10 protein-coding genes are annotated in these 13,089 nt (G+C 65.3%); 2 read left to right on the top strand and 8 right to left on the bottom strand.

All coding sequences use genetic code 11. The annotated features are described in order from the left end of the window. Positions 1-130 precede the first annotated feature (130 nt). The 5 genes from trpA to rph all read right to left on the bottom strand — a co-directional run bounded on the left by trpA (position 131) and on the right by rph (position 6,293). A complete protein-coding gene (gene trpA / locus HNQ40_RS14600; RefSeq protein WP_184678568.1) occupies positions 131-949 on the bottom strand; it encodes a tryptophan synthase subunit alpha in 819 nt (272 codons plus the stop codon). A 139-nt stretch (positions 950-1,088) separates the two neighbouring features. Beyond that, positions 1,089-2,231: an LptF/LptG family permease gene (locus HNQ40_RS14595; RefSeq protein ID WP_184678567.1), complete on the bottom strand. Its 1,143-nt coding sequence runs from the start codon at positions 2,229-2,231 to the stop codon at positions 1,089-1,091. Between the two features lie 46 nt (positions 2,232-2,277). Then, a complete protein-coding gene (locus tag HNQ40_RS14590; RefSeq protein ID WP_184678566.1) occupies positions 2,278-3,939 on the bottom strand; it encodes an LptF/LptG family permease in 1,662 nt (553 codons plus the stop codon). Between the two features lie 54 nt (positions 3,940-3,993). Further along, positions 3,994-5,526, bottom strand: a complete 1,533-nt coding sequence (locus HNQ40_RS14585) for a PQQ-dependent sugar dehydrogenase (protein ID WP_184678565.1) — start codon at positions 5,524-5,526, stop codon at positions 3,994-3,996. Then, the gene (rph, locus tag HNQ40_RS14580) at positions 5,523-6,293 is read right to left on the bottom strand and encodes a ribonuclease PH (RefSeq protein ID WP_246402879.1); all 771 of its coding nucleotides are present in this window, start codon (positions 6,291-6,293) and stop codon (positions 5,523-5,525) included. Before rph ends, HNQ40_RS14585 begins: the two co-directional genes overlap by 4 nt. A 32-nt stretch (positions 6,294-6,325) precedes the next feature. Here rph and HNQ40_RS14575 point away from each other — a divergent pair, with 32 nt between their 5' ends. Beyond that, on the top strand, positions 6,326-7,771 hold the full coding sequence (locus tag HNQ40_RS14575) for an alpha/beta hydrolase (RefSeq protein ID WP_184678563.1): 1,446 nt from the start codon (positions 6,326-6,328) through the stop codon (positions 7,769-7,771). Here HNQ40_RS14575 and HNQ40_RS14570 read toward each other — a convergent pair. Continuing rightward, entirely contained in the window at positions 7,713-9,254 is a 1,542-nt protein-coding gene (locus HNQ40_RS14570; RefSeq protein ID WP_184678562.1) for a polysaccharide biosynthesis protein, read from the bottom strand. The genes HNQ40_RS14575 and HNQ40_RS14570 overlap by 59 nt on opposite strands. A gap of 140 nt (positions 9,255-9,394) precedes the next feature. Here HNQ40_RS14570 and HNQ40_RS14565 point away from each other — a divergent pair, with 140 nt between their 5' ends. Next, the gene (locus HNQ40_RS14565) at positions 9,395-9,811 is read left to right on the top strand and encodes a PilZ domain-containing protein (RefSeq protein ID WP_184678561.1); all 417 of its coding nucleotides are present in this window, start codon (positions 9,395-9,397) and stop codon (positions 9,809-9,811) included. Positions 9,812-9,872: 61 nt separating this feature from the next. Here the strand turns inward: HNQ40_RS14565 and HNQ40_RS14560 are convergent, their stop codons facing one another. After that, on the bottom strand, positions 9,873-10,673 hold the full coding sequence (locus HNQ40_RS14560; RefSeq protein ID WP_184678560.1) for a TatD family hydrolase: 801 nt from the start codon (positions 10,671-10,673) through the stop codon (positions 9,873-9,875). Between the two features lie 40 nt (positions 10,674-10,713). Continuing rightward, the gene (locus HNQ40_RS14555) at positions 10,714-13,059 is read right to left on the bottom strand and encodes a thioredoxin domain-containing protein (RefSeq protein ID WP_184678559.1); all 2,346 of its coding nucleotides are present in this window, start codon (positions 13,057-13,059) and stop codon (positions 10,714-10,716) included. Between the last annotated feature and the right edge of the window lie 30 nt (positions 13,060-13,089).

Here is a 13,089-nt window from a genome sequence, read left to right as displayed (position 1 = left end):
ATTGGATTCGGGCTGGCGGATCGTTGCTCGGGCCGAGAGTCATACGCGGGTTTGGCCGTCGGGGATCGTTGGGCGAGCCAACATGCAATCCTCATCGACCGCTTGGCCGGTTAAGTCCGCTGCCGGTTTTTTATGGGGCGTTGGAGGTGAGTCCCTGTGTGAGTTGGGCGATGGTCGATCCGGCACCGGTGACCGCGGCGTCGGCTGATTCCTGGGCGTATTCGTGGATCTGGGCGACCAGGGCCGAGCCCACGATCGCGGCGTCCGCCACGCTGACCACCTCGCGGACCTGCTCGGCACTGCTGATCCCGAAGCCCACCGCCATGGGCAGGTCGGTCACCCCCCGCAGCCGTTCCAGGCGGGCCGGGAGTTCGGGGGGAAGCGATGCCCGGGCGCCGGTGATGCCCGGGCGCGAGACGACGTACACAAACCCGGTGCTCGCGGCGGCGATCTGCTCGGCCCGCTCGATCGGCGTGGTCGGGGCGATCAGCATGCTCAGGATCAGCCCCGCCTCGGCGGCGGCGGCGCGGGCGGGACCCGACTCGGCCAGCGGCAGGTCGGGGAAGATGAACCCGTCGAAGCCTGCCTCCTTAGCGCGCCCGATGAATTGCTTCAAACCCATGCGGTGGACGATCGAGTAGCTCACCATCGCCACCAGCCCGATCGACAGACGCGGACGGGCCTCGGCCACGGCGGCGAAAACCTCTTCAACCTTCAATCCCTGATCCAGCGCACGGGACATGGAGGCCTGGATCACCGGTCCATCGGCGATGGGGTCGCTGAAGGGGATGCCAATCTCGCAGATCGACGCCCCGGCTTCCTGTGCCGCTTCGAGCATACGGATGGTCGTCGCGAGGTCGGGGTCGCCCGCGGTCAAAAACGGCATCAGCGCTTTCCCGCCCGAAGCCCGTAAATCAGTGAAAATGGTGTCGATCCGGTTCGCTTGCATGAGCCCCATAGCTTAAGCCCCCCGCTATCCCCCCGCAATCGAAACGGGCGCCCTCACCGACCGATAACACGGCTCGCCCCGCTTTGGATGGCGAGGCGATTCAGCCAACCGAGTTCTCAGGATTTGAGCCGATCCCTCGCTACGTTTTCACCGACTGCAGCAGCCACGCCGCCACCGGCAGATACATCGCCACCGGCAACCACGCCACCAACGCCGCCCCACCCACCGGCAGTGAGCCGGGCGAGAGCTGCAACATCATCAGGCCGCCCCCCCACGCACCGATGCACAGCCCCGCGGCCTTCAGCGACGAACTCAGCGTGTCTCCCGGCAGCCGTTTCAGGAAGAACGGCAGGGCCATGACCAGCAACAAGACGTTCAACACCATCAGGCTGAATCGGCTGGAAATGATCTGCGAGATTTTGTCCCGTTGGGCCGGGCTGACCGCCTGGTTGTCGGCCAACCCCTCGAGGGTCCGGATCGACAGCAGGCTGGCGAACAACGCGTTCCGACGCGCGAGCATCACCGTCGGGGAGAGGTCCGTGGCGTAAGACTCCACGGGGTACTTCGTCCGAGTGGTGGCTCGCTCCGCGTCGGCCTGAGACAGCGGCTTCTCGGCAAACCCCTCATTGAATACCCAAGCCGCCTGGGCGTCGTCCCACAGCGCCGACTCGGCTTTAATCTCCGTGTGTTTCGTGCCGGTCTCGTCCCGCATGATGATGTGCAGCCCCGAAAGCTCACCACGATTGGCATCGAAACGAGACGCGCTGAGCAGGTCACCCCCGCCCGCCTGCGCGAAAAACACCTCTTTGCTCTCCAGCCCCTTCTTGGGTTGACTGAGTGCCGATTTAGGCCGAACCAACTTCGGCGCCAAAGGCGGCAGAATAAATTCCTGCACGGGGAGCGTGACCGCGCTGAGCACCATCCCCGCGATCAGCACGGGGGCCGCCACGCGGTACAGGCTCACCCCGCTGGCGATCACGGCGGTGAGTTCGCGCTTACGCTGAAGCCCGACGATCGTGAACCCCATTGCGCCAACCACGATCAGGCCGTTGAAGAACACGTAGACCAGCAAGACCACGGGGACGTAGTAATCCACGATGGTCCCGACCGTCGCCAGCGCGGGGATGCCGTACCACGAGTCTTTGTGGACCTGACCCGCTTTGACGAACTCGTCCACATCGACAATGAAATCGACGACGACGAATAACAACATCACCACCACGAACAACATGATGAAGTTCGTTAAAAACTGGCGGATGATGTAGAGGTCCAGGGTTTTCATGACATCTTCAATGCTTCGGCGGATCGCCGAATGATCCAATCGCTCATCAGTTGCGGGACATTTTCAGGTACGACAAAACCAACACCACCAGCAGCAACGCGTTGCCCGACCACACCACTGACATCCCCACAACCAGCGACCCCTTGCTGCCTGCGGCAAGATTCAACCCGCTGTTGATGATGATCAGCGTGACGATCGCCAGCAGGAAGCTCCAGAAGTAGACCACCAGCGGGGACTGCCCGTTGAGGCGGATACTCAAGACCGAGCCAAGCAGCAAGAGCAGCGAGCACGACACCGCCGAGGCCGCTCGTTCGTGCCGCTGGCCCACGATGTTTCGGCGGAGGATGATGAGCGACTTCTCCAAGAGGTTCACCGCGTAGCCCACCGATTTGGATGCGCCGTATTCTTCACCACCCGCTTCGGCCAACAGCTCCGCCGCCCGCCGTTCTTTCAAGTCGGCCGGCAGGAACTCCGGCCAGGTGAGCTGACGGAACCGCACCGTCGGGTTGCCGATCGCCGGCCCGCCGCCGACCGCACTGACCTGAACATCGTTGAGCACGATGTCGATCGACGGCTCCAGCGTCAAAGCGTTGGTCCTCACGCGGACCAACGCCGAGTCGGCCTCGTAGCTTCGAGAAGGCGTGCCCTCGATCAGGCCATTGGAGAAGTACTCCACCCGGATCGGTCGGTCGATCTGCGACGAGAGCCGAAGCATCTCGCCGTCTTCTTCCACGCTCGGGACCGAGAGCACGTAACGGTCGCCGTCGAGGGCGCCGTGCAGCACCGCGCGGTCTTTGACCACGACAAACGCCTTGCGGAGGCTTTCGGTCGCCATCGCCGAGGCCAGCCCCTGGATCCGCGTCCGAATTTGGCTGGAACGTTCGGGCTCGCGTTCGTACTTGCGCAGGTCCTTGGCCGAGAGAAAGGCGGGGTCGTCGCCAAACGGGCTCTCAAGTTTCACCGGCCCGATCTTGAAGAAGCCCGACGACATCATCACGCCGGTCGCCGGAGAGTTGCGCACGGCGTCCTCGAGTTCGAACACCCCCCAGGAATCCTCAGTCTCGCTGCTGCCGTAGATATGCAGCACGGCGTTGCTTGCGGTGGTGTCCTGCAGGATGCGGCCGTCTCCGTCGGTCTCTCCGACCACGATGCCCTTGAGCTGGACGAGCTGGGTCATGGGCAGGACCGAGTCGGGCGTGGGCAAAGGGGCGAACTCGACCGCCGAGTCGGCATACACGACGATGTCTTCCCCGGGGAACTGGAAGGCCTGCTGCTGATTGAGTTGGGTCACTAGTGCGCTGATCACGTTGCTCTGCAGCGTCCGCTCGGCCATGCGGTGGAAGCTGGGCACCACGTAGTTCGACAGATACATCATGCCGCCGGTGAGTACCAAGCCGAGCGCGACCACCGGAGCGAGGACCCGCATGTAGCTGATCCCTGAAGCCGAGCACGCCAGGATCTCGTTGTCACTGGCCATACGGATGAAGACCAGTGTGGTGGCAAACGCCCCGGCAAACGGCAGAGCAAAGCCCAGCACCGTCGGGGCGATGAACATCACAAACTTCACCAGCAGGCTGGCCGAGAGCTTGCCGTCGCTCATCGGCTGCACCGCCGCCGCAAAACTCATGACGATGACCAACACCACCGTGGTCAATGCCAGCAGCTTGATCAATTCACGCAAGATGTATTTGTAAAGCGTCCAGGGCATCCGTACGCCACAGTTTACCGCAGACCGGCGTTATGCGGGGTTGGCCGGGGTGCGTCAGTCCAGCAACCGGAGTTCCAACAACCGCCCCGCCGCGCCCGCTGCGGCCCAGCTCTGACGCCCCGGCGCCTGGCGGGAGTGTTCCAGGACATACAACCGCCCCGTCGGTGCCGCGTAAACGCCCAGCGGCCGGGCCAATCCTTCCAGCAAGACCGTGGTCTGCACCTCACGCGGCCCTCCCGCCTGTTCTGCAGGAAGCGGACGGACCAGCAGCAGGTCGTAGCCCACGGTCTCGCCGGGGATCATATTGCCGAACCGTGCCACCGCCAAGGCGCCCCGCCACTTCTCGCCGAACGCCTCTCCCAGATATGCGACACCCGCTGGAGACGAGTGGGCATCAAACGTCGCGAGTGACTCCGAGCCCTCGCCCATCCCCGCTGGCCCACGGTTGATCACCGGGGGCTCGAAACTCAGGCCCGCCGGGGGCTCCGCGACGTGCTCATACGGGTTCTCTTCCCAATCCGAATAGCGGTACGGGAAGCCGTAGTGCTTGCCTGCTTCGATCACGTTCAATTCGCCGGGCGGGTTCTTGTTGGGCCCGTTCTCGCTGGCCCACAGGGTGCCTTGGGCGTCCCAATCAAACCCGAACGCGTTGCGGAGGCCCTGCGCGTGGACCTCGACTTGGGGTTCGTCGCTAGCCGGATCGATCCGCCAGATGCAGGACGTGAGTTCGACCTCGCCGCCGTCGGCGATGTTCGGCTCGTCGAAATCTTCATCCGCATCCGTGCGAGAACCGCTGCCGACGTAGATCATCCCGTCGGGCCCCTGCCGGATGTGGGCGACGCCGTGGTTGAACTGGTGGCCGCCCCAAGGGTAGGACACCTCAACCCAGGGCGTGAGCTCGGGACCGAGTACGCCGCCGTGCTCGATCGGGGCGCTGCGGTAGATCGCCACGTGGTGCATGATCGGGTCGACATCCTCGTCGCGGGTGTTCACCACAAGGTACATCCGCTGCTGCTCGTCGAAGCACAGGCCCATCACACTGACCTCTTCATCGAGATCGGCCAGGTAGACCTTCGGGTCGGCAAATAGCTCAACCCGATCGGTATCCGTGTCGTACCGCTCGACGGCACCTTTCAAACCCAGCACATACAGCCACCGCCCCGTCGGGTCGCCGGTCACGCGGATGCCCTGGTCCTGCGGCACGAAGATCGAGCGGACCTCCACCCCCTCCGGCGCCTCGGGCATCGGCGGGAGCGCCAGCTGCGCCAGCAGATTCTCCGCGGACGACCAGCTGCTCACCTCGATCTTCCCCGGCGACTCCGACCAGCCCGGGCGGACCTTGCCCGTGCTTTCCTCCAACACGAAATACTGGCTGCCCAGCTGGATCACGCGCTGCGCAGCGATGGGCTCTTTCATCCAGATCTCCACCTCGACCGCGTCGGCGGGGAGCTCTCGTCCACCAAGCTCAATGGCCTGCTGGATCAACGCCTGGCCGTCGACGCCGTCGTCGTCGGCCCGAGCCGTCCCGCCCACGGTCAGTGCCCACAATCCGACACCGACCGCGACCCAGTTGGAGATGTGATTCATGAAAGAGCCTGTTGTTGTATCGCCATGAGACTTTTGATTCCGTCCTGAGCCAGATCAAGCAGGGCGTCGAGTTGAACCCGGTCGAAGGTGCCCTGCTCGCCGGTGCCCTGGACTTCGATGAACTGGCCCTCGCCGTTCATCGCCACGTTCATGTCCACCTCGGCCCGGACGTCCAGCGGGTAATCCAGGTCGAGCGTCGGGACGCCGTCGATGATGCCCACGCTGATCGCCGCGATCGGGCTGACCACGGGGTCGCCCTCGAGTCGGCCCTGCTCCCGGGCCCAGTTGAGCGCCTGACCGAGGGCGACGTAGGCCCCGGTGATGGCCGCGGTCCGCGTGCCTCCGTCGGCGACCAACACGTCACAGTCGCAGGTGATCGCCAGGCCCGGCATCTTGTCTAGGTCGACCGCGGCCCGCAGCGCCCGGCCGATGAGGCGCTGGATCTCGGTGCTCCGGCCGTCGGTGCCGCGACGCTTGCGGTCGGGTGTGGAGCCCGGGAGCATCGAGTACTCGGCCGTCACCCAGCCGTGGGTCGGCAGGCCGGTCTCGGGGTCTTTCTTGATCCACCGGGGGACATCCGCCTGCACGCTGGCGGTGCATAGCACCTTGGTCTTCCCCGCGGTGATGACCACGCTGCCGGGGGCACCGGCGGGGAAGGGTTCGATGGTGGTGGGACGCAGTTCGTTGGCGGGGCGTTGGTTCATGCCGGATTGGTAACCGGCATCGCCGACCAACGCAAACCCACGTGATTGATTGGTAGAATCCATCTTCTTCTACTAGACGGTGCCGGAGCCGGTTCATGACGCACGCTTTCACGATTTTTTGGGGCAAACGGTTACTCCTGCTCGGCCTTGTCGTGTTGCCACTCGTCCTGACCGGATGCCAACGCTCGCTCATGCGGGCCCCGGTCATGTTCGATCAGTCGCGGGCCGACCCGTTCAGCAACCTGCCCGAGAGCCAGCGTCACGGCAACGCGACGATCTTCTACGCCACCAACCGCAAAGCCTCGCCCGGCAGCTCCGAGGGGCCCTACGGCCGGTCCCGCGCCAGTTCGCTCATCCTCGGCCAGCTCAACGTCGAGTTCGGCAAAGACCTGTCCTGGGACGAGCTCATGGAGAAAACCATCGGCCCGCTCGGCGGCAAACGCCCGGCGCTCACCGTCGATCCCCCAGAAGAGTACGGCTCGCTGCTCACCACCGCCCCGCCCCGGGTCGTGAAGGATGCGACCGGCGACGATCGCGACGAGATCGAAGTCCGGTTCCTCAACCGCAAAGACCCCGGCCGGGGCGCGTTCCGCTTCGCCGAAGCCCTCAACGCCGAGATGCAGGCCACCAATCACAAAGAGGTCTACGTCTACATCCACGGCTACCGCAACTCGTTTATCGACGCCATCGAGTCCGCCGCGAGCCTGCACCACTACAACGGCCGACGCGGCGCGGTCATCACCTTCGCCTGGCCCTCGCAGAAACACCTGCTGGACTACCTGGAAGACCGCGAGTCGGCGACGTATGCCGTGAGCGACCTGCGCCAGCTGCTGGTCTTCCTGGCCGACCACACCGACGCCGAGCGCATCAACATCGTCGCGCACTCCATGGGCACGTTCCTCACCTCGAACACGCTGCGGGAGATGCGTCTTATCGGCTACGACAAGTCGCCCGAGCAACTCCACCAACGCTTCCGCATCGACAACGTCGTGCTGGTCGCGCCCGACATCGACGTGGACGTGCTGCAGAAACGGTTCTTCCGCGAGGGGTTCCACGACATCCCCCGGCAGATGACCATCTACACCTCGCCGGACGACAAAGCCCTGGCCTGGGCGACGCGACTGCTCTTCGGCATCATCCGGGCGGGCAGCATCACCGGCGACTACCTCGACGAAACCCAGCGGCTGTGGCTCAAGTCCCACCCCCACGTCTCGATCATCGATATCACCGGCCAAAAAACCTACGGCCTCGGACACTCGCACCACACCGAAAACCCGGGCGTGGCGTCGGACCTGTTCCTCCTGCTCGCCCACGACCTCACGCCCTCCGAACGCGGGCTGGCGATCACCCCCGAGACCAACGTCTGGGGCTTCCCCAAGGGCTACGGCGAGGCGGTCCGACAGATCGCCGAGCGGTACTACCCGTTGATCGAAGAGAATCCGGAAACCGGGGTTGAGGATACGGCGACCGCGGACCGCGAGATCAACCCGCCGCCGACGCCGCTTTCACCATCTCCGGAAGCAGCGACCGCAGCGCCGTGACGATGGCCTCGGAGTTGGTGTCGCGCCACCGGCGTGACCCGTCGCTGGACTTGTCACGCAAGCGATCGAAGGTCGAGATGATCTGCTGGATCTGCGCCGGCTCGGGCTGAGCGGCACGCCAGATGCGGATCGACTCGTGCGGCGTGGGCAGCATGTCTTCGCCGGTGTAGGCGAGTTCTTCGAAGAGTTTTTCCCCGGGACGCGGGCCGGTGATCTCAATCTTCACATCCACATCAGGCGCAAAGCCCTGCAGCCGCAGGAACCGGTCGGCCATGTCGAGGATGCGGATCGGTTTGCCCATATCGAGCAGGAAGACTTCGCCGCCCTCGGCGTACGCCCCGGCCTGGAGCACCAGCCCCGCCGCTTCGGGGATGGTCATGAAGTAGCGGGTCATCTCACGGTGGGTCACCGTGATCGGGCCGCCGCGGCCGAGTTGATCGGTCCAGATCGGGATGAGCGAGCAGGCCGAGCCGAGCACGTTGCCGAACCGCACCATGCAGAACGTCGTGTCGCTGCCCTGGTCGAGGTGGCGGATGTACAGCTCGGCGAGGCGTTTGCTGGCGCCCATGACCGACGAAGGGTTGACCGCCTTGTCGGTCGAGATCATCACGAACCGCTCGCAGCCCGCCTGGTTGGCGGCGTCGGCGATGCTGCGCGTGCCGTAGAAGTTGTTCTCCACCGCCTCCGCCGGGTGGTTCTCCATCATGGGCACGTGCTTGTGCGCCGCGGCGTGGAAGATCACCGCCGGGGCGATGCGTTCGACCAGGTCCAGCGTGCGCTCGGCCTGGGTCACGTCGTGCAGCACCGTCTCGCGGACGAGGCCGGGGTATCGGCGAGCGATCTGGCGGTCGATCTCGAAGAGCGAGTTTTCGGAGCGTTCGACCAGCACCAGCCGCGACGGGTTGAAGCGGGCGACCACGTGGGCCAACTCCGAGCCGATGGACCCCCCCGCTCCGGTGATGAGCACGGTCTTGCCGGTGACGCCGGCCCGGATGGCGGGCTCGTCGAGCGGCCGGGGTTGACGGTCAATGAGCTGGGTCGGATCGACGCCGCCGGTCCGACGCTTGGGGTTGCGGGGGGTGGAGTGCCCGGCGAGTTGGTCGGCCAGGGGCGGGAGGTATCGCCAGGTCACGCCGAGGCGATCGAGCGTGGCCGCGATGGTCCGCAATTGATCGTCCATCACCGCGGGCAGGCTGACGAGGACCTGCTGCACCTCGGGGCGCTGGGCCATGGCTTCAAGCTGGTCGAATCCGCCCAGGACCGGCAGCGGCAAGATCGCGGGCTTGGGCAGGAGACAGCCCAATAACGACGGGGCCGGATCGAGGGTGAGGAGGCTGGGCAGGAGTTGTCGGACGCAGAGCGCCGTCCCGACGAGCAGTGTGCCCGGGCCGGTGCGCCGTTCACGGGGCGTTCGAGCGCTGATGGAGCTGTTTTTCGCAGCAAAAAGCGGGCTTCGCGGGTTGGAACGGCCGGTATGGTCCATGTTGGGGTTATCGGCATTAGGCGGACTGCGCCTCCAAACTGGGGTGGGCGAGTTTTTCCGTCTGCAACGGTTAAGTCCGTCATGCGGGGGGTCGATGTCGTTGATGTAGCTCAAACCATATCGCCCCTCGGAGATGACTCATGACCGACTTCCGCCTGCCTGCGTCTGACACCACCCCTTCCACGGACCGTAAGACCGAAGCGCGGCGGCAGCCCCGATTGAAGATCCCCGCGATGTACAGCCTCGTCCGCGTCCGCCCCGCCGGGGCCGACCGCTACTGCTGGACCGGCCACATCTACGACGTCAGCCTCAGCGGCATGCGTTTCGAACTCGACCAGCCCCTTGAGCCCGGCACCGACATCGAAGTCCGCGGCATCCTCCCCGGGCAGGAACACGTCACCTTCCAGGCCACCGGCAAGATCGTCCGCTTCCACGACGAAGAACCCGAACTCGGCCCCACCCGTATGGGCATGGTCTTCGAGCAGTTCCACAGCGAAGTCGATCAGGACCGCCTCCTCGGCTACCTCGGCAACCACGGCCTCAAGATCGCCGCGTAAAGCGACACCCCAATATTACTCCTTACCAAACGCCCGGCGTGCAAGTGCATGCCGGGCGTTTTTATGCAGTGACTTCAGGCAGGCGGAAGAAACGCTCGGCATTGGCATCCACCGCCGCGACGAATTCACGCAGCGACAGCCCACGCCGCTCGGCCAAAAACTCCGCGACGTGGCGTACGAACTTCGGCTCGTTGGTCTTCACCTTGCGGTACGGCGCCGGCGTCAGGTACGGGCTGTCGGTCTCGATCATCAGCCGATCCAGGGGCACGCGGTCCGACGCCTCGGCCACGCTTGCGGCGCCCTTGAACGTCGTGATCCCGGTGAAGCTTACCATCGCCCCGATCGCCAGGATCTGTTCGACTTCCTCGACCGAGCCGGTGAAGCAGTGGAACACCAAACGCTCTCCGGGCACCCCGTGGTCGTGGATCATCGCCAGGGTTTCGTCCGTCGCCTTGCGGTTGTGGATGACGCCGGGGAACGGATTGCCTTGCTCGGCATGCTCGTTCATGAGCTCGAGCTGCGCCGCGAACGCGGGCCGTTGGCTGCTCATCGGCGGGTCGGGGTAGTGCTGGTCCAGCCCCATCTCGCCGACGGCGACGACGCGTGGGTGGGCCAGCAGCTGCCGCAGGCCGTCTTTCAACGCAGCGTGGTCCGTCACATTGCCGCTGTAGCCGGGGTGGAGCCCCGCGGTGAAGAACACGTTGTCGAAGCGTTCGGCCAGCGCCGCCGCCTTGGCGGCGTCGTTCGGGGTGGTGCCGACGGTGATCATGCGATCGACGCCGTTGCGTTGAGCCGCTTCGATGACGGAATCAACGCGCTCGTGCAGGCCGTCGTAGGTCAGGTGGCAGTGGGTGTCGATCATGATCGGGTGAACGCGTTAGGAGCGGAGCCGAGCCGGGACTTTACCGCAGTTTGATCGACCGCGTCACCGGCTCGAGGCAAGCCGAGTCGGTGCAGGCCTGGTATTGCAGCGTCAACGCTTCGATCGGCTGATCCGCCCGCACGATAATCTCCACCCTGCCCTCGTAAACCGACAAGGGCTCGTCCGTGAACAGATACGTCTCGGTCATCGGCGACGGGTAGGTGACCTCCAACTCCACGCCCTCGGCGGAAACCGCGGTGGACACGAGCCCCTCCATCGACGCGGGGTTGGCATTGATGTGATACCCCTCAACGATCGACAGCACCACGCGGTAGGCATTCGCCTCGCCCTCGATGGGCCGGACCTGCACCACGACCGGCCGGCCGCCGCTCGCCTCGGCCGGGCCGTCCTCTTCGAGGGCCGACGCCCATTCCGCGGGCAGGTCGCTGAGCGCCCGAAGCGCCGCCCGCTGCATATGCGTCATCCCCAAGCCGCTCTCAGCCAAAGGGGACGCGAAGCTACGCAGGTCCAATACCGCCCGCCGGGCGTGGGCCTCGTCGTCCGTGAGTTGGTGCAGCGCCAGCAGGTTGTGGATCATCTGGCTGTTGCCCGACGGAATCGCCCCGTCGTACGTCGAGCGGGTCCGCACGAACAAGTCGGCCTGGTCCTCAAGCGTGTCGAAATACCCGCCATTGGCAGCCGCGAAACGGTCCTGCACGACTTCGTTCAGACGCGCCGCCTCGGCCAGGTAGCGGTCACCATGGGAATCTTCCTGGGTTTGGTGCAGCTTGAGCAGCCCGTGGATGAAGAACGCGTAGTCTTCGAGGAAGGCGGGGATCTTGGCCTCGTCGCCGCGCATGGACCGCAGCAACCCGCCGCCCGATTCGCTCATGTGCTGAAGCACGGCGTCCGCGGCGTTCCGCGCCGCGTCGATGAAGCGGGGCTCTTCCAACAGCCGTCCCGCTTCGACCAGCCCCGCGATGGCGAGACCGTTCCAGGAGGTGAGCACCTTGTCGTCCGTGCCCGGCTGGTCCCGGGTGTCGCGCACCTTCAGCAGCGCCGCGTTGATCCGCTCGCGCATCCGCATCACCCCGCCCATATCCCCGTCGGCAAACCCCACGAGCTCGGACATCGTGCGTGGCATGAACAACACGTTTACCGCCTCGGCATCCGCGTGATGGGGGTCCTGGAAGTTGGTGCCCAGGTCAAGCCCATACATCGCCATGGCCAACGCGGTCAGCGGCTCAGCGTCGTCTTCGTCCGCCAACGCCTCGCCGACCTGCTCGGGTTTCCAGACGTAGTTCTCGCCCTCTTTGGTGTTCACCTCGGCGTCCTGGGCCGACCAAAACGCGCCGGTCGCATCGAGCATCTCCCGCAGCAGGTAGTCCGCCGTCTCATGCATCACCCGGGCGTACAGCGCCGCCGCGCGTTCGCCTTGCCATTCTTCGTAGGCCTGGGCGTATAGCTCAAGCATCTGGCCGTTGTCGTAGAGCATCTTTTCGAAGTGCGGGACCAGCCACTTCTCGTCGACGCTGTAGCGGTGGAACCCGCCGCCGACTTGGTCGTACATCCCGCCCAGGGCCATCCGGTCGAGCGTGTGCCGGATCTGCTCCGCCAGCTCTTCGTCGGGCTCCTGCTGATAGACATCGAGCAGGACGGCGACGGTACTGGGGGTGGGAAACTTGGGGCCGTCGTTGCCGGAGAAGCCGCCGTGGGTCGGGTCGTAGCGCTGGCGGAGCTGCCCGGCCGTGCGTTCGACCATCTCCAAGCTCACCGCCCCGCCGCTGCTGCTCGCTCCGCCCTGAGCCACCTGCTGCCGGACCGCATCGGCCACACGCTGAGACTGCTCGATGACGTGGTCACGCTCGTCGCGCCACGCCCCGCTCATCGCGTCCATCACCTGCGGGAAGCTCGGTCGGCCGTAGGCGGGCGTCGGCGGGATGTACGTCCCGGCCCAGAACGGGAGCAGGCCGCCTGCCTCGCTTTCTGGACTTGCGGGAGTGAGGAACACCGACATCGGCCAGCCGCCGCTTCCCGTGAGCAGCTGCGTCGCGGTCATGTAGATGTCGTCCACGTCCGGCCGTTCCTCGCGATCGACCTTCACACAGACAAACTGCTCGTTCATCTGTTTCGCAATCGCGGGGTTCTCGAAGACCTGCCGCTCCATGACGTGGCACCAGTAGCAGGTCGAGTACCCGATCGACAGGAAGATCGGCACGTCGCGCTGGGCCGCCTCCGCAAACGCCGCCTCGCCCCACGGCACCCAATCCACGGGGTTGTGGGCGTGCTGCCGAAGGTACGGGCTGGTTTCCATGGCCAGCGCGTTGGTGTACTTCCACGAGCCGTCCTCGTTGATCAACTCCGCGTGATGTGGTGAGTCCGCCATCGTATTGCCTATCCGGGCCAAAACCCCTAA

Source organism: Algisphaera agarilytica (genome assembly GCF_014207595.1).
Taxonomy (GTDB): Bacteria; Planctomycetota; Phycisphaerae; order Phycisphaerales; family Phycisphaeraceae; genus Algisphaera; species Algisphaera agarilytica.
Note: the sequence above shows the minus strand (reverse complement) of the source record. Positions and strands in the feature narration are given on the sequence as shown.

Excerpts from the sequence above, each read along its gene's own strand:
- HNQ40_RS14565 (WP_184678561.1), top strand. The coding sequence starts at position 9,395 with ATGACCGACTTCCGCCTGCCTGCGTCTGACACCACCCCTTCCACGGAC.
- HNQ40_RS14560 (WP_184678560.1), bottom strand. The coding sequence starts at position 10,673 with ATGATCGACACCCACTGCCACCTGACCTACGACGGCCTGCACGAGCGC.
- HNQ40_RS14570 (WP_184678562.1), bottom strand. The coding sequence starts at position 9,254 with ATGGACCATACCGGCCGTTCCAACCCGCGAAGCCCGCTTTTTGCTGCG.
- rph (WP_246402879.1), bottom strand. The coding sequence starts at position 6,293 with ATGGATTCTACCAATCAATCACGTGGGTTTGCGTTGGTCGGCGATGCC.
- HNQ40_RS14555 (WP_184678559.1), bottom strand. The coding sequence starts at position 13,059 with ATGGCGGACTCACCACATCACGCGGAGTTGATCAACGAGGACGGCTCG.
- trpA (WP_184678568.1), bottom strand. The coding sequence starts at position 949 with ATGCAAGCGAACCGGATCGACACCATTTTCACTGATTTACGGGCTTCG.
- HNQ40_RS14590 (WP_184678566.1), bottom strand. The coding sequence starts at position 3,939 with ATGCCCTGGACGCTTTACAAATACATCTTGCGTGAATTGATCAAGCTG.
- HNQ40_RS14575 (WP_184678563.1), top strand. The coding sequence starts at position 6,326 with ATGACGCACGCTTTCACGATTTTTTGGGGCAAACGGTTACTCCTGCTC.
- HNQ40_RS14585 (WP_184678565.1), bottom strand. The coding sequence starts at position 5,526 with ATGAATCACATCTCCAACTGGGTCGCGGTCGGTGTCGGATTGTGGGCA.
- HNQ40_RS14595 (WP_184678567.1), bottom strand. The coding sequence starts at position 2,231 with ATGAAAACCCTGGACCTCTACATCATCCGCCAGTTTTTAACGAACTTC.